This is a genomic window from Mangrovibacterium sp. (assembly GCF_059905295.1).
This window is the reverse complement of the sequence record NZ_JBZQJF010000018.1, coordinates 12,606-32,183: the sequence shown is the minus strand read 5'-3', so window position 1 is coordinate 32,183 and position 19,578 is coordinate 12,606. Positions and strand designations below refer to the sequence as shown.

Here is a 19,578-nt window from a genome sequence, read left to right as displayed (position 1 = left end):
CTTTCACCATTCCGATATAAAGGATGATGCGCGCCTGAAAAAACTGTTTTGCGATGCGGGCTGCCAAAGTTTGTTCGACTTCTGCGAGGGCGAAAAACTCAAAGACTGTCGGCACGACCAGCTATCGAGCTACATCATTCAGTACATCCAACTGGATCAGAAAACCGATTTGACAGCTATTGCCGGTTAAAAGGGCTTTTTCAAATAAATTGTACCTTTGTTTTTAGTTAGCCGAAAATAGCATTACTGCTTTCGGATTGATACTAACAAAGCCTTCTCTCCGTTTGTATGATCGAAAAAACATCAAAGCATGTCTAATTTTGATCATTCTAAAGTCAATTACAAAAAACAGAAAACAATGAAAAAAAGAATTCTAACAATTGCCTTATTCTTTATTTCCGCGGGACTATTTGCACAATCTGCCCCACTTTCGCAAGGTGAAAAACAGTTGAACTTCGGTCTGGGTGCCAGCGACCATGGTTTGCCGCTTTATGTTGGAGCCGACTTTGCCTTTCACAACGACTGGACCGCCGGCCCGGTTATCAAGCTGGTTATCGACGATGACAGCAAGTTTGCAGCCCTTGGACGTGTAGACTACCACTGGAACCGCCTGTTGCTCATTCCGTCAAACTGGGACTTCTACCTGGGTGCCAACCTTGGCATTTTAAGTGGTAATGGTGTCGATATGAATCTTGGATTACAGTTGGGTGGTCGTTATTACTGGAATGAAAAATGGGGCGTAAACCTCGAAATTGGCGGAGGTACCGGATTCGATACTTCGCTGGGCTTGAGTATGAAGTTTTAAGTCAACATCCATACAACGATGAAGGCCGGAGTTATTCCGGCCTTTTCTATTTAATTCGTTTAGTATATCGCAAAAAGTACAGCCTATCCTGGCTTCAAACACTTACTTGGGGCCTTGCCCCAAACCCCACCTACTTTTTTGTCTTAACACCAAAAAGGCAAAAAAAATCAGGCTGATTTTTATACGCAGGGGTCAGCTTCCTCCTAAAGTTTGAAAAAGTTGGGGGACCGATTGCTTTCACCCTGTCGGTGAACACGGAATCATTAAAGTTTTTGAAGATATATCTACTGCATTAATTGGTAATCTTTAATCAACAGGTTTGCCGATAAATTCAGCCGAACCGCCAGCTTCCGAATCATTTCGACCGTCAATCTACGCTTCCGATTCAAAATCTCAGACACTCTGCTCTTCCCTCCAATCTCCGGAATCAAATCAACTTGTTTAAGGTTCATTTCTTCCATTCGAATCTTAATCGCTTCAATCGGGTCCGGTGCATCAATCGGATAGTGTTTGTTTTCATAATCGTCAACCATTAATCCAAGTATCTCCAGCTCATCACTTTCTGGTGTACCAAATTTGGCATCGAAAATCTCTTCCAATCTTTTCAATGCTGCTCTGTAATCCAGTTCGGTTTTAATCGGTTTTAATTCCATATCCAACACTTTTAAATACTGTTTGCATCAATTTTATCATATTCCGAATGAGTACCTATGAATCGGACAAATGCTAGTTGATGATCGAAATTGAATTTAATCACCAACCGATATGAATTGCCTTTGATATTAAAAACAATCCTGCTATCCTTCAGAAAACTGGCATTAGCATAACTCTGTTTCACATCGTTGGGCGTTTTCCAATCCGAATTCATGGCCGTATCGTACCAGGTTTTTAAATATTGCTCTGAATCAGGATATTTTTCCCAAAATTCTCTTAGTGTACTTTTGGCAAATATTCTTTTCATAGTTCCCTATATGGGAACAAAGATAGCAATAATTCTCAAATCGGGAACTTCCTTTTTACAGGATGTTTCTCATGTCATTATGGCTAAAACTATCAGATAGAAGATTCCTTTCTACTGCGTTGCCGCAAGGACAGATATAAGCATTGAAGGATAGATAGATTGAAAGAGTTGCAAGATCCTGGCCTCAAGCTGCAAGTTGATTCAAATTCAAGGTTTTAAACTCCAAATTTCAAAAAAGGAACGCGGTACAATAGCGCACCAGCTAGGTTTCCTTTTACCCTTGGTTTGAGCGCTATCGGAAACAAGTAGAAGTGAGAAGATAGTCAAAATAGCACTTTCTTACTTCTACATTCCTTATTGGTTATTCGATATTCTACATTTCAAGGATTGCTTCCTCCTGTGTCGCCGCAATGGCACCATCGGCAAAATAAAGCACGAAAACGAAGTGATCCATCTCCCAAAAGGTCAGCTAAAAACAAGCCTAGTAATAATCGGCCAGCCCTAAGGGGATCAGCTCGAACGAAAGGATCTGCTGCAAATCAGCATCCTCCACCTCGCTGTACTCCGCTTTCCCGGCAACAATCGCCTCTAAAGTATTCATCCTTATTGGGCTTAATTCAACCGGTAAACAGGCCGAACGGCGCTCGATTACCACTTCTTTATCGTCGTTCAACTGAATGGTCTCGAAGTCGTTCATGCCGGTTGCCTGCGGAAAAATATGGCTCACATGATACTCTGCAAAACAAGCCAGGCCGAGCTGTTTTACGCGCGGTAAATGTTCCACGTGAAAATTGAACCGTCCGCTGCGGGTACTCAAATTCACCTTTCCTTCGGCAATTTCCATTGCGAAAGCGTCCTGCACAAGAGCGACTTCATCCTGTTTCAACTTTGCAAACAGGTTTCGCATGTAGCCGTTTTCAGTCATACTCTCCCACGGATACAACACCAGAGGCGCATGCTTTTGACGATTCGCCGACTTCTGATGGCGGTTTTTGTACACAAACGAGCAGTAGTTGACAGGCAGGTTGATCCCTTCATCCAAACTGTACTGAATAAGCCGAAGCGCCGTCAGTTCCGAATCGATTACCGTTACCTTTTCGCCGTGCGTGTAGGTATAATCATGCTCAATAAGCTGATTGAAATTGTAGGGAGTCAGTCGCATTTGATGAAAATTGAGGTGGTTCACACCCAAATCTTTCAGTTCGCGAATTTTTTGTTTCAGTAATTCTTCTTCCTGCGGAACCGCCGGAATTTCGACCGTAACAACCGGAATTTGGCCCACTGCCAACTGCAGTTGTGTTGTTTTATAGTCGGTTGCACCAATGTCGAAGCGCATTTCATTCAGCCCGGCAGCTTTCAGGGCTTCCACCTTTTCCGGAGTCAGCAAAATGCCATTGGTATAGAGCCAAACATACAGCTCGTCGCCAAAAGCCTCCTTCACAGCTTTCACAAAAGCCAGGCTTTTATCGAATGAGATCAGGGGTTCGCCTCCCGAAATACTCACCCCTTTGAAGCCAAACCGGCGGATATACTCCACATAAGTTTCAGGCTCATCAAAAATGAGGGTATTCGTCTCCGGCCGGGCCAGATCGGTTTGCTGTGTCGGGCAGTAAAAGCACTTTCCGTTACACAGGTTGTTGATGAACAAACACGACCACTGCCCTTCGCCGCAAAGCCGGCAGCCGCGCGATAAGTTCGTTACATCCACCTTACTCTTATGAAATCCCCATTGAACACGATCGCCGATAGCCTCCAGAATTTGTTGGCGTTCGAGCATCGCGGTAGCAGCTTCATCAGGCGATGGGAACTTCAAATAGTTGTATTTCACCTGATATTCTTCCTGATTCCTCAGCAAGTGCCGCTGTTTTAAAGGCGTTAACCCATTCATTCAATACTTCAAATAACTTGGCCGCAAATATAAATTGAAAACAAATGCACAAATGATTCCTTTCAAAAAAAGATCAGCCAAGTGCAAAAGCCAGTAAATCGCTGATCATGAAATCTAAAAAAGATCAGCTATTGAAGGCTGCCATTCATTCAGAAAGGCATAGTTTTCGAGAAATTTCTACCTTTGCAGAAATTTCTCAAATCGATGGATAATCAACTACAGATCTATAATACGCTAAGCCGCAAAAAAGAAGTTTTTGTTCCTCTGCACGAGGGCAAGGTTGGTCTTTATGTTTGCGGCCCTACTGTTTACGGAAAAGCACACCTGGGACATGCCCGCCCGGCTGTGACCTACGATTTACTGTTTCGCTACCTGAAGCATATTGGCTATAAAGTGCGCTATGTTCGCAACATTACCGATGTAGGCCACCTCGCCAACGATGCCGATGAAGGTGAAGATAAAATTGCCCAAAAAGCCCGTTTGGATGAGCTGGAGCCAATGGAAGTTGTTCAGCTGTACACCAACGATTATCATCGGAATATGGAGAAGCTGAATGTGCTTTCTCCGAGCATCGAACCTCGTGCTACCGGTCACATCATCGAGCAAATTGAGGTCGTTGAAAAGATTCTGAAAGCCGGCTATGCCTATGAAAGCCAGGGATCGGTGTATTTCGATGTTGAGAAATATGCCAAGGATTATCCTTATGGTGAGCTTTCGGGCCGTAAAATTGAAGACATGCAGTCGAACACCCGCGAACTGGACGGTCAGGATGAAAAACATTCGCCCCTGGACTTCGCAATTTGGAAAAAAGCATCTCCGGAGCACATCATGCGCTGGCCATCGCGCTGGAGCGACGGTTTTCCGGGATGGCATCTGGAATGTACTGCCATGAGTTGTAAATACCTCGGTGAAACCTTCGATATTCACGGTGGTGGTATGGACCTTTGTTTCCCGCACCACGAAGCGGAAATTGCGCAATCTAAAGCAGCAAACGGGCACGATGCCGTACGTTACTGGATGCACAATAACATGATTACGCTGAATGGCCAGAAAATGGGTAAATCACTCGGTAATGCCATTTCTCTGGACGAATTCTTCAGCGGCAATCATCCCCTTTTGGAGAAAGCTTACGATCCGATGACGATCCGCTTTTTCATGTTGACAGCGCATTACCGCAGTACGCTCGACTTTTCGAATGAAGCATTGCAAGCCGCTGAAAAAGGCATGGATCGTTTGTTGAAAGCTTCGGAAACACTGGAAAGCCTGAAAGCAAGCGATACATCATCGGTTAATGTAGCAGAGCTGAAAGAAAAATGCTATGCCGCTATGAACGACGATCTGAACAGCCCCATTGCCATTGCACACCTGTTCGACGGGGTGAAAATGATCAATTCGGTTGCTGATGGCAAAGCAAGTATTTCGGCAGAAGACTTAGAAGCACTTAAAAGTCTCTACAATACCTTTGTTTTTGACTTATTTGGTTTGAAAAAGCCGGAACAGGCCGAAGGGAACAACGAAGCTTTTAATTCGGCTATTGACCTCTTATTGCAACTACGCCAGGATGCAAAAGCCAACAAAGACTGGGCAACGGCTGATAAAATCCGCAACGAGCTAACTGCTCTTGGATTCGTCATTAAAGACACCAAAGAAGGCGCCAGCTGGGAATTGAAGTAATTTCAGGACAAACATATGACAAACCCTTGCAAACAATTTGCAGGGGTTTTTTATGGTCCTTTGTCAATGCCTGGCAAAAAGCTACATTTGTTGATCAAGGATTTCGAACCCTAAAAAATGATTTGCTATGCCAGTCTCCCGCTTTGGTGTATCACTCGACGAAGAACTGCTAAAGGCTCTGGACGAGTATGTTAAAGACAATAATTTTGCCAACCGCTCTCAAGCAATCCGGTTCCTGGTGGAAAAGAACCTGGTGGAGAAAAAATGGAAATGCGACAACCTGGTTGCAGGAGCCATAAGCTTGGTTTATAATCATAGCAAGAAGGAAATCCGCAATCGTATTCAGGATATTGAAGCTGAAAATACCGAAGTGATTCTCTCCTCTCAAATTTTTCACCTAAACACCGAAAACTGCCTGGAGATTGTTGCCGTAAAAGGCCCTTCATTCAAGTTAACGGAACTGGCAGACCAACTAATCGGCATCAAAGGCATTCAACACGGAAAACTGAATATGAGTAAAGTAGAATAACTGTAAACAAACAATTCAATATTAGCCATGAAAAAATTAGTAACGCTACTCCTACTGGTCGTTGCACTAGGCAGCCAGGCCCAGGTAAAGCCTATTTATAACCCGAAGGCTGATGCACAGGCTGACATCAATGCTGCCGTAAAACAAGCTTCAGTTGAAGGAAAACATGTCTTTCTGCAAGTTGGTGGAAACTGGTGTATTTGGTGCCGCCGTTTTCATCAGTTCATTCACGACGATGCCGATATAAGTCAATATCTCTCCGATAACTATGTATTTGTCCTGGTTAATTACAGCAAAGAAAACAAGAATGAGGATGTGCTTCAGAAGCTCGGCTTTCCGCAACGTTTTGGCTTCCCTGTATTCGTAATACTGGATGGCAAAGGAAACCGTATTCACACCCAAAATTCAGCCTATTTAGAGGCAAACGACGGCTACGATAAGGACAAGGTGCTTGGTTTCTTAAAACAATGGTCGCCGGCCGCCCTCGATCCACAGACCTACGAAAAGTAAGAACAAACATGACTTTCATTCTGGATTATCCCTTGGAATACATTTAACTTAACAGTGAATTTTAAGGGAAATAAAAATGAAAGCAATTGTCAAAAGTAAACCGGAACGCGGCCTATGGATGGAAGAGGTTGCAATGCCGGCAGTAGGCCCCAACGATGTACTGGTTAAAGTAAAAAAAGCAGCTGTTTGCGGCACCGATTTACACATTTACAAATGGGACGAGTGGGCCCAAAATACCATTAAAACTCCCGTCACCATCGGTCATGAATACATGGGTGAAGTCGTTGAAACCGGCTCTGAAGTTGATCGGGTACATGTGGGTGAACGCGTGACTGTAGAAGGCCACATTGCCTGTGGTTTTTGCCGCAATTGCCGCCGCGGCAGACAACACATCTGCGACCACACCCTGGGGATCGGCGTTCAGCGCGACGGGGGATTTGCTGAGTATATTTCCATTCCGGCGAAAAACGTCTTAAAAATCGACAGCCGGATTCCCGACGAATTGCTTTCTATCATGGATCCGCTTGGTAATGCCACCCACACAGCACTCTCCTTCCCTTTGTTAGGTGAAGATGTACTCATAACGGGCATTGGCGGCCCCATTGGAGCCATGGCTACAGCTGTTTGCCGCTTTGCCGGAGCCCGTAATATTGTTGGCACCGATTTATCACCTTATCGCCGCAAATTAGCCCGTAAGATGGGTGCAACGCTGGTGATCGATCCAACTAAAGAAAACATCAAAGATGCCATGAACAGCCTCGGCATGGTTTCCGGTTTCGATATTGGATTAGAATGTAGCGGTTCTCCAATAGCATTCAACGACATGGTGGAAAACATGTACAACGGCGGAAAAATTTCCTTGCTGGGTCTTCTCCCTAAAACGACTCAAATCAACTGGAGCAAACTGATTTTTAAAGGATTAACACTAAAGGGTATTTATGGCCGTGAAATGTACGAAACCTGGTATCATATGGAAATGATGTTAACCTCCGGACTTGATATTTCTCCGGTCATCACGCATCGCATGAAAGCAGATGATTTTCAACAGGCTTTCGATATTATGGAAGAAGGAAATTGCGGGAAAATAATATTGGACTGGGAGTAACAATATATATTATTATCCGTAATTTCTTATCATACACTTTACTACCAAAACCTAAAACCTATGAACACAACCGTTTCAAGAGGTATCAGATTCATTAATTTCATCCTTGACTTTCTATGCTTTCTTTTCATTACTACAATTATTTTCTTTTTAATAGGAAGGTATATTAATCCTTCAGTTATTGAAAGCGGATACTCAAATCGTCTTTTATCAATTCTATTATACTTAATCTATTATATTGTTTTCGAATCAATTTTGGGTACCACACCTGGAAAATTGGTAACAAAAACCAAAGTGATCCAAAAAAACGCTACCTCCATTTCATTCCTGACTGTACTAATCCGATCAGCATCACGCCTCATTCCTTTTGAACCAATAAGTATCTTATTCAGCACCAACAAATTGAGCTGGCATGATAAACTATCAAATAGTCAAGTGATTAAAGTCTAATCTTAATTATTCAAATTATGAAAAAAAAGCTCGTAAAATTTACTGCAATTTGCTTTGTAGTATTGACACTACTCCCCTCGTGTGCTACTGTTTTTGGAGGTAAAATAAGCGCATGTCAACGTACCAAGCCTGCAAGTGGTGAACCTGCAAGAAAAGTAAGAGCAGTTGCATTAATTGCTGATGTAATACTATTTTGGCCCGGTGCAATTGTTGATTTTGCGACTGGTGCTATTTACAAACCATGTGATAAGTAGTAATCCCTAATAAAAAAGGATCAAGCTATTTCAGTTTGATCCTTTTGCTTATTGTAAACTCCAGAAAACTGGTGCCATTGGCAATTTGCAGACCTCTGAAACGCACATCGGAATTAAATTGGGTTTGCACAAAGGAAGCCCCCACATAAAACCAGGGTAAATGATAACCACCTGCTAAGCGAACTTCTCCCCCTAAACCTGCTTTCCTTTTGATGGCGATACCCTCGTCAACGTATTTCATGTGGTTATAACGGAAGCCAAATTTAGTAGATGCTGAAGCGGTAATTATCGCTTTTCTAAAGGGCACTAATGAATAGGCATATCCAAAGCTGCCATATAAGGAGTAGGACTGAAAATGAATCAAATCAGACCAATCACTAAAATAGTCAGCACTGATCTCAGCGGGAATAATTCCCTGTTCATTTTCAATTTTAAACGATGAAAGCCCCGCTCCGAGAATGATGGAGCCTGCACTTTTCTTTTGCAAATCAGTTTGATTAAAAGCGGCTTTGTAGGAAAAACGTTTGGAGTTGAGCACATAGATGAAATTGACACCAAAGTTCTTCGTTTTCAAGTTGCTCATTTGGCCATAAACACCATCAATGGTTTTAAACTGTCCGGAATTCTCGCCATGAAGGGTAGCATAATAACCTTTAGTGCGCAAGGCCATCACATCTAAAATAAACGGTCTTGCGATAATATAACTCTGAAGTCCGAAACTCGAGGTGTGGCCGTATTGCTCTACATTATTGTCTGAAAAGGGTAAATCGGCACCAATCTTTAAACCAAACCATTTGTAGTTAAAACCGGCACCCAATTTGAAATCATCGTTGGAGTGATATTTAAGACCGAACTCATTGCTGTGATCATTCAGGGAAACCTGATTTCCTTTATCGGCACTATATATCCGAACAATCAAATCGTTATAATAAGATTCGATATAGTTCGGATCGTACCTTTTGGGAGTAGAATCCTCTAAGTTCTTCGCACTAACAAAATTACCTGCTAATAATAACGCAAGTAGCAACCACCCCTTTTTCATTCCATTTTTAAATATCAAGCTTCACCCATACCGGACAATGATCCGAATGAACAGCTCCGGGAAGAATCCCGGCATCCATAATCTTATCTTTCAACGGTTCTGTAATCATGTTATAATCGATACGCCAGCCCTTATTCCGGGCTCTTGAACCGGCACGGTAACTCCACCACGAGTAATGATCAGGTTCCTGAACGATTTCTCTGAAGCTATCGACATAGCCCATATCTACAAATTGCTGGAACCATTCCCGCTCCTCGGGTAAAAAGCCCGATGTGTTTTGTTGTTTTTCAGGATTATGAATATCGATCCACAACCGACAAATATTATAATCGCCCGAAATAACCAAATTTGGCCGACTTTTCCGAAGTTCATTTAAATAATCTGTGAAATCGGCTAAAAAATCCATTTTATAGTCCTGTCTGGGGCCTCCGGTAGTTCCGGAAGGGAAATAGGCGCTAATCACACTAAAATCGCTGAAATCGGCTCTAATTACCCGTCCTTCGACATCATATTTCGAGTTACTCATTCCCAGTTCCACATGAAGTGCTTTTTCCTTAGTCAAAATAGCCACACTACTGTACCCTGGCTTTTGAGCTGAAAAGCTATAAAAATGATACCCCAATGCTTCAAACTCTTCTTCGCTCATCTGACCAGGTTGAGCCTTGGTTTCCTGGAGACAAAGAACATCGGGATTTTCTTCTTTCATCCACGTTAAGAAATCCTTCTTTAATGCGGCTCTGATGCCATTAACATTATAAGATAAAATGCGTTTCACAAAAATTCGTAATTTTGATTATTCTTTTCAAAAGTAACAGAAACAATTAATTCAGAAAACCCAGTGAACAGAGGCATCGTCATAAAGTCAACCGGTAGTTGGTACTCAGTAAAAACTGAGGCCGGCCAGGTTGTTGATTGCAAAATCAAAGGGAATTTTCGCATCAAAGATATTAAAAGTACTAACCCAATTGCTGTTGGAGATCATGTTGAATTCAGATTGGACGAACAAGATCCTGAAGACACCAACAAATCGGTTGGTTTAATTACTGAAATCTGCGACCGGAAAAACTATATCGTTCGTAAATCTCCGAACCTTTCGAAACAATCGCACATTATTGCGGCAAATATCGATCAGGCATTCTTAGTGGTCACAACCAACTACCCGATTACAACTACAACCTTTATCGATCGTTTTTTAGCTTCAGCAGAAGCCTACAGAATACCTTGTACATTGGTATTCAATAAGATAGATCGATTTAACAAAGAACAAACAGCTCATTTAGAAGAATTAATCGAACTTTACAGCAGTATTGGTTATCGTTGCCTTAAAACATCGACTAAGAAGAATATTGGTTTGGATACCCTGAAAAAATGGATGACGGGTAATATCAATGTCTTCTCGGGTCATTCAGGAGTCGGCAAATCAACCATCATCAATAAAATTGAACCCAGCGTAAATTTAAAAACTAAAGAAATTTCAGAATATCATTTATCAGGACAACACACCACCACTTTTTCTGAAATGTTCGAATTGAATTTCGGCGGTTACATTATCGATACTCCGGGCATCAAAGGTTTCGGAATGCTCGATATGGACAAATATGAAATTGGCCATTATTTCCCGGAAATTTTTAAACGACTCGAAAAATGCCAATACAATAATTGCACCCATACACACGAACCGGGTTGCGAAGTCAAAAAAGCAGTCGTTGAAAAGGAAATTGCCGAAAGCAGGTACTTTTCCTACCTCGGTCTGCTGGAATCGGATCAGAAGTACCGAAATTAAGCTAGATGATATAAAAACAGAAACCCGCCGAAAGCGGGTTTTTTATTAGATAAAACACAATATTTCAGCGTTTTAATTTAAAATAATCGAAGACTTTAGTCGCTCTAGAATCGCCTATTTCAGCAGCGACGGTACCATAGGCCTGTTTTTTTAAATTCTCAAGGCTTTTAAATTTCCGTAAAAGGTGCTGAATCGTCTTCTCCCCTACTCCGGGTATATTTTGTAATTCTGAATGGATAAAATTTTTTGAGCGTTGCTTTCGATGAAATGTAATCCCGAATCGGTGAGCTTCATCTCTGGCATGTTGAATAATTTTTAAGGTTTCCGAATTCTTGTCGAGATATAAGGGAACAGAATCTCCAGGAAAAAAAATCTCTTCCAATTTTTTAGCAATACCAATAATCGGAATCTTACCTCGAAGATTTAATTCGCCAAGAGCATTCAAGGCAGCTCCAAGTTGACCTTTACCACCATCAATAATAATCAGATTCGGTAATGGATTATTTTCGTCAACCTGACGTTTATACCTCCGATAAATAATTTCTTCCATCGAGGCAAAATCATTCGGTCCATCAACGGTTTTTACATTAAAATGACGATACTCTTTTTTAGCTGGTTTTCCATTTTTAAAAACAACACAAGCTGCAACCGGATTTGTTCCTTGTAAATTTGAATTATCGAAACACTCAATCTGCACCGGCAAATCATGTAAGCGCAAATCCTTTTTCATCGTTTCTAAAATTCGGTTGGTACTTTGTGCTGGTTTGGATAAGGCATATTGTTTTTCTTTCTCCATTCGAAAATATTTGGCATTTCGAACAGACAAATCCATCAATTTCTTTTTATCGCCGCGTACCGGAACTTTAAAATACACCCCTTCCAAGTCAATATTCGGCATAAACGGAACAAGCAATTCTTTTGAGTTACTGAAAATTTTCTGACGGATATCTACTATTGCATATTCTAATAATTCTTCGGGAGATTCATCCATCGCCTTTTTGATTTCACTCGTGTACGTTTGGACAATAGCTCCGTTTATTACTTTTAAATAATTGACAAATGCAGATTTCTCAACAACATCAATTCCGAATACATCAACATCAGTAATGGTAGAACTAACGACAGTCGATTTATTTTGAAATTTCTCCAAGGCTTCCAATTTTACTTTAACCTGGTTCGCCTCTTCGAACTGGTAATTTTCAGCAAATTCTTTCATCATCTGCCGAAGATATTTGATCACACCAGAAATATTTCCTTTCAAAATATCTTTAATCTCATCAATGTATTTCGTGTAATCCCTCTCCTCTTGAAAAGCTTCGCAAGGACCTAAACAATTCCCGATATGATATTCCAGACAAACTTTATATTTTCCTGCCTGAATATTTTCCTTCTGTAAATTCAAATTACAAGTACGAAGTTTATACAAACGACGGAATAAATCAAGTAAAGTACGAACAGCAAAAATGGAAGTATACGGACCGAAATAAAGTGAACCATCCCGAATTACATTTCGCGTTTGAAACACCCTCGGGAAGGGTTCATTTTTGACAACAATCCAAGGATAAGTTTTATCATCTTTCAACCGAATATTATAACGAGGCTGATATTTTTTAATGAGATTATTCTCGAGCAACAAAGCATCTTGCTCGGTCTCGACAACCATATGTTTGATGTCGTAAATATTCCGAACCAACAAAGTGGTTTTCCGGTTATCATGATTTTTGGTAAAATAGGATGAGACCCGTTTCTTCAAATTCTTCGCCTTACCCACATAAATAATCTTCCCGGCATTATCAAAATACTGATAAATTCCAGGTTGATCCGGCAAAACAGAAACCAGTTTTTTAAGATGATCTAAACGATTATTTACAACCAAAATTCTTCCCTTCCAAAATAGTTTTTCACAAATTTTAAAGCGGATACCCGTTCAAGAATATCCGCTTTAAATTTATTGTTTTTAGATCAATTTGTTCGACAACAAATCAAGAATCAATACTCGATTATACTATGCGTTTCATATTGACTTAGTAATTTTTTATTGCCGTTTTCAATGAATTTAAGATCACAGATAAAGGAAAAATAAACCTTCTTAACATTCATTTGCTGCACCAATTTTAAGGCCGCCAAAGCAGTCCCTCCGGTAGCCAATAAATCATCATGAATCAATACAACATCATCCTCCGAAAGAGCATCCAAATGCATTTCAATAGTATCTGTTCCATACTCCAATTCATAGGATTCTCCGATCGTATCTGCCGGTAATTTCCCTTTCTTTCGGGCCGGTACAAAACCAGCTCCCAAGCAATAAGCTACTGCTCCACCAACAATAAATCCCCTAGATTCCAGCGAGACAATCTTAGTTATCCCCTTCCCATCGAAGTAGGAACTAACTTGATCAACAACCTCCCTGAAGGCTATCCCATCCTTCAACAGTGTGGTAATATCCTTAAAACTTATTCCCTTCTCCGGGTAATCCGGGATCTCTCTTACGTATTGTTTTAGATTCATTCTTTACTTTTTTATCAGTGTTCCACGTGGAACACTACCTTCCTAACATGATTAAAAGAACATTAATATCGGCTGGACTAACACCTGAAATACGGCTCGCCTGACCGATAGTCTGAGGCTTAATTCGGGCCAATTTTTGACGAGCTTCAGTTGAAATTGTATGGATAGATTCGTAGTCGAATTTATTCTCAATGTTGATATTTTCGAGCCTTCTGAACTTATCAGCCATTTGCTTTTCTCGCTCAATATAGCCGGAATATTTAATCAAAATTTCAGCCGATTCCAGGATTTCCTCATACCGGTCTTGAGGTACTTTTTGAAGGAATTTTTGGAAAGGAATAACCGGTTCTATAACATCAAAAATAGAAACCTGCGGGCGAGAAATAACATCTTTTAGCTTAACTCCTTGTTTTAAAGGACTGGTATTTTTAGCTTCCAAAAGTTCATTTATGAACTGCGGTTTGATCGAAAAATTAGAGACAAAATCGACAATTTCATCCCGATATTTTAACTTCTCTTGAAGCAAATTCATCCTTTCTTTTTTAGCTAATCCGAGTTCAAAACCTTTAGGTGTAAGTCTTGAATCAGCATCATCCTGACGTAAAAGAATTCGATATTCAGCACGAGATGTAAACATGCGATAAGGCTCATCAACCCCTTTCGTAACCAAATCATCAACTAAAACACCAATATAAGCTTCATCCCTATTCAGGACAAATTCAGCTTTTCCCTTGGCTTTTTGATGCGCATTAATACCTGCAATAAGACCTTGAGCGGCGGCTTCTTCATACCCCGTAGTACCATTAATTTGGCCGGCGAAAAAGAGATTTTGAACCAATTTTGTCTCAAGCGTATGGTATAATTGAGTAGGATCAAAGTAATCATATTCAATCGCATAACCAGGTCTGAAGATCTTAGCATTCTCCAATCCTGGAATCAATCGCATTGCTTTATACTGAACATCCCAAGGTAATGAAGATGAAAAACCATTCAAATAGTATTCAACAGTGGTCTCCCCTTCCGGCTCTAAAAAGAGTTGATGTTGTAATTTCTCAGCAAATGTTACAATCTTGGATTCAATACTTGGGCAATAACGAGGGCCCGCTCCGACAATAGTCCCATTATACATTGGAGAATCTTCAAAGCCAACTTCTAAGGTTTTATGGACATCCTCGTTGGTATATGTAATCCAACAAGGTCGTTGTATTAGCGTTGATTTTTCACCAGGCAAATAGGAAAATTTATAATACCCCTCATCACCTTTTTGCTCAGTAAGTTTCGAAAAATCAATCGTACGTCCATCAATACGAACCGGAGTACCAGTTTTTAAACGACCGGTAACAAAACCTGATTCCGCCAACTGATCGCTTATAAAATAAGAGGCAGATTCGCCAATCCTTCCTCCCTCCATTTGAGAGCGACCTATATGCATTAGACCATTCAAAAAAGTACCATTAGTCAAAACAACAGTCTTGGCTTGAAACTCAACCCCAATCTTTGTTTTCACACCTTTGACAACACCATCTTCCATCAACAGATGAATAACAGCATCTTGCCATAGGTCCAAATTCTCGATTTTTTCTAGTTCATTGCGCCATTCTTCCGAAAAACGCATCCGATCACTTTGAGCTCTTGGACTCCACATTGCAGGTCCTTTTGAGCGATTTAACATGCGAAACTGAATAGATGTACGATCGGTAATAACACCAGTATAGCCACCTAAAGCATCAATTTCGCGAACAATTTGCCCCTTTGCAATTCCACCAATAGCAGGATTACACGACATTTGGGCATATTTCCCCATATCCATTGTGATGAGCAAGGTTTTCGACCCCAAATTGGCAGCTGCAGCTGCAGCTTCGCAGCCTGCATGCCCTCCTCCTACAACAATGACATCATAAAATGGTAACATGTATCAAAATTTTAGACCACAAAATTAATAGAAAAGCTTAAATTAGAAAAGGTTAGAAAAATGAGAGATAAAAGTCTTCTTTTTCAGTCATCAACTTTTTTTGATCAGGCTCCTTATCCGGATAGCCTAACAAATGCAAAACACCATGTACTAATATACGACGTAATTCCAAATCAAAACTAACGCCAAATTTTTCAGAATTCTCTTTAACGCGGTCAACACTAATAAAAATATCACCGGAAATAATTCCATTTTCGACGTAATCGAAGGTGATTATATCAGTGTAGTAATCGTGATCAAGATATTCCTTGTTGACATTTAAGAGATACTCATCACTGCAAAAAATGTAGTTAATATCACCTGGTTTTTGCTTCTCGGAAGTAATAACTGAATTAATCCAGCTCTTAATCTTTCTTCTCTCCAATTTTAGAGGTTTAACATCCTCATGGTGAAATAGTATGGGCACGGTTGAAATTAAATTTTAATTGTATTATTGAACCATTATTTTTGAAGTTAACTTCATCTACAACATTATGAATAATAAATAATCCTCGCCCACCCTCTTTCATTAAATTATCGCCAATAGTAGGATCGGGCAAATTTCGAAAATCGAACCCACGACCTTCATCATGAATTTCGAATAACAAGGCATCATCAGTCAGTTCAGCAAAGAGAGTAACAAATTTATTCTGATCAAATTTATTACCATGACCAATGGCATTAGAAACAGACTCACAAACACCCAATGCCACAAAATTAGATTTTGAAACATGAATATTACAGAGAGACAAAGTTTCATCAACAAAATTTTGCACCTCATCTAAATAACGAAAATCAGATGGTATACGTAAGGACTTTTTCAAATCTATGGTTTTACCTTATTAATATAACTTCGATATTTATCTTCATAAAAATTGCGCATGCGGATCGAATTGTATCTTAGATCCTCCATTTTATTTTTCTCTCTCTCTTTATACTCAAAAAGCAAATCAGAGTTACCATAAATTTTCTGGTCAGCAGTTTTTGATTCCCGCTTGTCATCAAGGTCTCTTTCAATTTCAGATTTTTCAGCCTTCAATAAGTGATCCAGAATCAAATTTTGACGATCAATGATATTGTGGCTCAAATTTTTATTGAGCAAATCGACTCTATTTTGTTCAATAAGTTGTTCAATAGCTCTAAGTTGCTCTTTAGCAGAACTTCCAATTCGATCATCCATCATCATTTCGCCAATCATATTTTTCAACATTTCCTGCTGCATCAATGATTTTCCAATTTCCTGGCCTAATTGACCCGCGGAACCCTTTTTCATTCCTTCAATCATTTGTTGAAGTTGATCCTTCAAGGATTGTTGAGCATCTTTCAACTTACTCATCGAACCTTTTCCACTACCACCAGGTTTATCACACTCTTGATCACCAGGCATAGAATTGGCCATCATTTTTTCCAAATTTTCCAGAGCCTCATTCAATAAAAGCGCTAACTCATTAAACGAAGCAATAGCATTTTGTTGAAACCGTACAGCCGACCCAAAGTCTAAATCTTTCAAATCAGACACAACACGCTGAAGAGAAAAATCAATTTTTGAAATTTCACTATTAACCTTAGAACTAATAGCAGGTGTACGAGAACTTAGGGCATATAAGGAATCTTCAACCAATTTCGACTGGACTCCAATTAAATCCTGCGTATACTGAACTTTGGTCAACGATGGATCACTAACAGACAGATTCTGGGACAAATTTAAAATTTCTTCCTGCTCTAAGGATAAAAAAACCAGATTCTTAAGGATTTGTTTTAAGTTATTTATATTCTCTCCGGCAGATGCAACTTGACTATTATTCAACATTTGTTGAAGGGAAAAAGAAAGATTAAGAAGTTGCTCATGATTTTCGGAAAGACCATCTTGTATTTTGTTAGCACGTTTATGCTGAATATTTTCCTGTATATCTTCATAATTTTCATCAATACTATTGAATTCATTATCCAATGGATAAAGATTCATCGGTTTGTCCAATTCACTATTAGATTGTTGTAAATCAGATAATTGCTTAGAAAGTTCTTGAAGTTTATTTTGATTTTGAGATTCTTCATTAGCTAAATGATCCAAATTTTTCTTATCAAACTGATCAACCTGTTGAGCCTCATTTTCAGCAACTTTATTAATCTCAGATATGATTGATTCTAAGCCCTGTTCAATCTGATAACGTTTTAGCAATTCCAGATTACGATCTAATTGCTTGGAAAGATCATCCATCGGGAAATCCATACGATTCATCAAATCATTAAACCTATCCTTGTCGAACTGTTTGGCTAACTCATTAAATTCATCAAATAATTTTTGAAGCTCATCGGTCATAATATTTTTCAGCAGTTCATCTATTTGCTTTTGTTTTTCCATTAACTCGTCCTTTTGACCATTAAAGGAATTATTGAGATTATTCAATTGTGAATTTTTATTTTTTAGTTGATTCAAAGAATTTTGCAATTGGGTACGATTTTTAAGCATTCGTTTTACAAATTGCTGTTGATCATATTGATTTAATTTTTCAGAAATACTCCGGTATTTAAAGTCATTAAAATCGGCCTTCATCTGATCTATGATAGATTGACTTTCATTTACAAGATTTTGAACATCCGTAAATAGAGTATCAGACTGTTGGGTAATTTCTTTGTAATCAGGAATGTGAAAATTAAAAACTTCTGAAGTACTACTCTTAAAACTATGGAAGCTATCATTATCGCTAACAGTAAAATAATAGGAAAAATCTTTCCCCAGGCCAACGAAATCATTGAAGTTAATACCGTAGTAAAAGTCTTGTTGCAAGCTATTTGGAAGAAAACTAAGTTGAAAAACAGAATCAGTTTGAAGGCTTCTAAGATTAAAAACTAAACGATGAAAACCATAGTCATCAGCAATCTCACCTTTAAAATAAAATTGCGTCAAATTGATCGAATCCTGGACTTGAACAACCCCAATAGTCGGAAAAGCATCCGGCAAAATATCAACCGTAAAAGAAAATAAAAGCTTTGGTTCTACAAATTCATTTTGAAGATAAACCTGATAACTTCCGGCTTCCTTTAATCGGGTTTCAACTTTAAAATGATCATCAGCAAGTACTTGTCCCTGGATCCTTGAATCATCATGTAAAATAAAGAGGGAATCTACATCAGAGCAGCTAAAATCCCAAACAACCTGACTGCCAAAAGGAACCTCCAAACTGGAAACCTCACCCAACTGTTGTTCCGGTAAATGAGTGTAGGAAGGAGGAAAAACAGAGGTAGTATAAGATAAAATAATTGGATCAGGAATTACTTCAATATCAAACCGCCTGGAGACAAATTGTAAATCAGTAAAAAAAACAGGAAAAGAAGTCTGTACATTACTCAAACTATATACGAAGGAGCTATCCTCATGAGCCATCACAAAATTATCACCACCAATATTAACATAAACATTATCAGGAAGATTAGAACCAATACATTTAACAGACAATTCCAGAGAACCACCTTTTAAAACTTTTAATGAAGGATTCTGGAGAACAAACTCAAAGGGTGCAGGTTTAATAAAATCCTGCGTAAAATGTAAAAGACGATGACCAGCTTGAAAAAATAAGCCCGGAACGCTGAAAAAAAGAATAGCCGCAACAACTGAAGCAATGACAAATCCAAGAAAATATTTATAAACAAAGGAGAATCGAAAAAAACTTTTAAAATCAAATGCTGGTAAATGACGGATCTTTTGCTCAATACTAGAATAAACCAAATCATTAAGTTGATCCAACTGACCTAATTCAATGACATTAATTAAGTGGTCTTTCAATTGTGGGAAATGTTGAGAAACCAACCTGGATTGTTCATTTAAACTAAATCGCTTAATTCGTAAAAGATATGACAGTGGCAGTAACACATGTTTCAGAAATAAAGCTACACTAATACCTAACAGACTTAATGTAAAAGCTATTTTTAAATAGGGAGCTGTGTAGAAAATATACTCAATGCCAAAAACAACTGTTATAAAGAGGATTATAGTCGTTATTAACAACAATAGACCCTGAATAAGTCGCATCATCCAAAATTTACGACTGTATAATTCAAGTTTATCAACAAGAGATCTATAGTTGTTAGTCATATTTTCTAAATTACTTATTTATAGA

At 39.3% G+C, this 19,578-nt stretch carries 20 protein-coding genes; 9 read left to right on the top strand and 11 right to left on the bottom strand.

The window, feature by feature from the left end; translation table 11 throughout:
• Both AC37HE_RS00930 and AC37HE_RS00925 read left to right on the top strand, forming a co-directional pair.
• A partial coding sequence (locus AC37HE_RS00930) for a hypothetical protein (RefSeq protein WP_500780892.1) occupies positions 1-190 on the top strand: 190 nt, incomplete at its 5' end.
• Between the two features lie 168 nt (positions 191-358).
• The gene (locus AC37HE_RS00925) at positions 359-805 is read left to right on the top strand and encodes a hypothetical protein (RefSeq protein WP_500780891.1); all 447 of its coding nucleotides are present in this window, start codon (positions 359-361) and stop codon (positions 803-805) included.
• 284 nt (positions 806-1,089) lie between these two features.
• On the opposite strand, the gene AC37HE_RS00920 is transcribed toward AC37HE_RS00925, so the two are convergent.
• The 3 genes from AC37HE_RS00920 to AC37HE_RS00910 form a co-directional block, all read right to left on the bottom strand.
• Positions 1,090-1,458, bottom strand: coding sequence for a helix-turn-helix domain-containing protein (locus AC37HE_RS00920; RefSeq protein WP_500780890.1), 369 nt, complete (start codon positions 1,456-1,458; stop codon positions 1,090-1,092).
• An 11-nt stretch (positions 1,459-1,469) separates the two neighbouring features.
• Positions 1,470-1,766 (bottom strand): type II toxin-antitoxin system HigB family toxin, encoded by a 297-nt coding sequence (locus tag AC37HE_RS00915; protein WP_500780889.1) that lies wholly within the window; start codon positions 1,764-1,766, stop codon positions 1,470-1,472.
• Between the two features lie 481 nt (positions 1,767-2,247).
• Positions 2,248-3,621, bottom strand: coding sequence for a radical SAM protein (locus tag AC37HE_RS00910; RefSeq protein WP_500780888.1), 1,374 nt, complete (start codon positions 3,619-3,621; stop codon positions 2,248-2,250).
• A gap of 237 nt (positions 3,622-3,858) precedes the next feature.
• Here AC37HE_RS00910 and cysS point away from each other — a divergent pair, with 237 nt between their 5' ends.
• The 6 genes from cysS (at position 3,859) to AC37HE_RS00880 (ending at position 8,176) form a co-directional block, all read left to right on the top strand.
• Positions 3,859-5,328: a cysteine--tRNA ligase gene (gene cysS, locus AC37HE_RS00905; RefSeq protein WP_500780887.1), complete on the top strand. Its 1,470-nt coding sequence runs from the start codon at positions 3,859-3,861 to the stop codon at positions 5,326-5,328.
• Between the two features lie 127 nt (positions 5,329-5,455).
• Complete coding sequence (nikR, locus tag AC37HE_RS00900) at positions 5,456-5,857, top strand: nickel-responsive transcriptional regulator NikR (RefSeq protein WP_500780886.1); 402 nt, start codon at positions 5,456-5,458, stop codon at positions 5,855-5,857.
• Between the two features lie 27 nt (positions 5,858-5,884).
• Positions 5,885-6,367: a thioredoxin family protein gene (locus AC37HE_RS00895; protein WP_500780885.1), complete on the top strand. Its 483-nt coding sequence runs from the start codon at positions 5,885-5,887 to the stop codon at positions 6,365-6,367.
• 76 nt (positions 6,368-6,443) lie between these two features.
• The gene (tdh, locus tag AC37HE_RS00890; RefSeq protein ID WP_500780884.1) at positions 6,444-7,472 is read left to right on the top strand and encodes an L-threonine 3-dehydrogenase; all 1,029 of its coding nucleotides are present in this window, start codon (positions 6,444-6,446) and stop codon (positions 7,470-7,472) included.
• A gap of 60 nt (positions 7,473-7,532) precedes the next feature.
• Positions 7,533-7,922, top strand: a complete 390-nt coding sequence (locus tag AC37HE_RS00885) for an RDD family protein (protein WP_500780883.1) — start codon at positions 7,533-7,535, stop codon at positions 7,920-7,922.
• A gap of 17 nt (positions 7,923-7,939) precedes the next feature.
• A complete protein-coding gene (locus AC37HE_RS00880) occupies positions 7,940-8,176 on the top strand; it encodes a hypothetical protein (RefSeq protein WP_500780882.1) in 237 nt (78 codons plus the stop codon).
• A gap of 25 nt (positions 8,177-8,201) precedes the next feature.
• Here the strand turns inward: AC37HE_RS00880 and AC37HE_RS00875 are convergent, their stop codons facing one another.
• Both AC37HE_RS00875 and AC37HE_RS00870 read right to left on the bottom strand, forming a co-directional pair.
• Positions 8,202-9,218, bottom strand: coding sequence for a DUF4421 family protein (locus tag AC37HE_RS00875; RefSeq protein WP_500780881.1), 1,017 nt, complete (start codon positions 9,216-9,218; stop codon positions 8,202-8,204).
• Between the two features lie 7 nt (positions 9,219-9,225).
• Positions 9,226-9,993 carry an exodeoxyribonuclease III gene (locus tag AC37HE_RS00870; protein WP_500780880.1) on the bottom strand — a complete coding sequence of 256 codons (768 nt, stop codon included), beginning with the start codon at positions 9,991-9,993 and terminating at the stop codon, positions 9,226-9,228.
• Positions 9,994-10,056: 63 nt separating this feature from the next.
• On the opposite strand from AC37HE_RS00870, the gene rsgA reads away from it, so the two are divergent.
• Positions 10,057-11,001, top strand: a complete 945-nt coding sequence (rsgA, locus tag AC37HE_RS00865; protein WP_500780879.1) for a ribosome small subunit-dependent GTPase A — start codon at positions 10,057-10,059, stop codon at positions 10,999-11,001.
• Positions 11,002-11,065: 64 nt separating this feature from the next.
• Here the strand turns inward: rsgA and uvrC are convergent, their stop codons facing one another.
• From uvrC to AC37HE_RS00835, 6 genes are all read right to left on the bottom strand, one after another.
• Complete coding sequence (gene uvrC / locus AC37HE_RS00860) at positions 11,066-12,877, bottom strand: excinuclease ABC subunit UvrC (protein WP_500780878.1); 1,812 nt, start codon at positions 12,875-12,877, stop codon at positions 11,066-11,068.
• 113 nt (positions 12,878-12,990) lie between these two features.
• Entirely contained in the window at positions 12,991-13,509 is a 519-nt protein-coding gene (locus tag AC37HE_RS00855; RefSeq protein WP_500780877.1) for an adenine phosphoribosyltransferase, read from the bottom strand.
• A gap of 34 nt (positions 13,510-13,543) precedes the next feature.
• Positions 13,544-15,421 carry a tRNA uridine-5-carboxymethylaminomethyl(34) synthesis enzyme MnmG gene (mnmG, locus tag AC37HE_RS00850; protein ID WP_500780876.1) on the bottom strand — a complete coding sequence of 626 codons (1,878 nt, stop codon included), beginning with the start codon at positions 15,419-15,421 and terminating at the stop codon, positions 13,544-13,546.
• 52 nt (positions 15,422-15,473) lie between these two features.
• The gene (gene ybeY, locus AC37HE_RS00845) at positions 15,474-15,845 is read right to left on the bottom strand and encodes an rRNA maturation RNase YbeY (RefSeq protein WP_500780875.1); all 372 of its coding nucleotides are present in this window, start codon (positions 15,843-15,845) and stop codon (positions 15,474-15,476) included.
• A gap of 19 nt (positions 15,846-15,864) precedes the next feature.
• A complete protein-coding gene (locus AC37HE_RS00840) occupies positions 15,865-16,284 on the bottom strand; it encodes an ATP-binding protein (protein WP_500780874.1) in 420 nt (139 codons plus the stop codon).
• A gap of 2 nt (positions 16,285-16,286) precedes the next feature.
• Complete coding sequence (locus tag AC37HE_RS00835; RefSeq protein WP_500780873.1) at positions 16,287-19,553, bottom strand: hypothetical protein; 3,267 nt, start codon at positions 19,551-19,553, stop codon at positions 16,287-16,289.
• Positions 19,554-19,578: the final 25 nt, after the last annotated feature.

Excerpts from the sequence above, each read along its gene's own strand:
- AC37HE_RS00915 (WP_500780889.1), bottom strand. The coding sequence starts at position 1,766 with ATGAAAAGAATATTTGCCAAAAGTACACTAAGAGAATTTTGGGAAAAA.
- AC37HE_RS00920 (WP_500780890.1), bottom strand. The coding sequence starts at position 1,458 with ATGGAATTAAAACCGATTAAAACCGAACTGGATTACAGAGCAGCATTG.
- cysS (WP_500780887.1), top strand. The coding sequence starts at position 3,859 with ATGGATAATCAACTACAGATCTATAATACGCTAAGCCGCAAAAAAGAA.
- nikR (WP_500780886.1), top strand. The coding sequence starts at position 5,456 with ATGCCAGTCTCCCGCTTTGGTGTATCACTCGACGAAGAACTGCTAAAG.
- AC37HE_RS00925 (WP_500780891.1), top strand. The coding sequence starts at position 359 with ATGAAAAAAAGAATTCTAACAATTGCCTTATTCTTTATTTCCGCGGGA.
- AC37HE_RS00855 (WP_500780877.1), bottom strand. The coding sequence starts at position 13,509 with ATGAATCTAAAACAATACGTAAGAGAGATCCCGGATTACCCGGAGAAG.
- mnmG (WP_500780876.1), bottom strand. The coding sequence starts at position 15,421 with ATGTTACCATTTTATGATGTCATTGTTGTAGGAGGAGGGCATGCAGGC.
- tdh (WP_500780884.1), top strand. The coding sequence starts at position 6,444 with ATGAAAGCAATTGTCAAAAGTAAACCGGAACGCGGCCTATGGATGGAA.
- AC37HE_RS00880 (WP_500780882.1), top strand. The coding sequence starts at position 7,940 with ATGAAAAAAAAGCTCGTAAAATTTACTGCAATTTGCTTTGTAGTATTG.
- AC37HE_RS00875 (WP_500780881.1), bottom strand. The coding sequence starts at position 9,218 with ATGAAAAAGGGGTGGTTGCTACTTGCGTTATTATTAGCAGGTAATTTT.
- AC37HE_RS00895 (WP_500780885.1), top strand. The coding sequence starts at position 5,885 with ATGAAAAAATTAGTAACGCTACTCCTACTGGTCGTTGCACTAGGCAGC.
- AC37HE_RS00835 (WP_500780873.1), bottom strand. The coding sequence starts at position 19,553 with ATGACTAACAACTATAGATCTCTTGTTGATAAACTTGAATTATACAGT.
- AC37HE_RS00885 (WP_500780883.1), top strand. The coding sequence starts at position 7,533 with ATGAACACAACCGTTTCAAGAGGTATCAGATTCATTAATTTCATCCTT.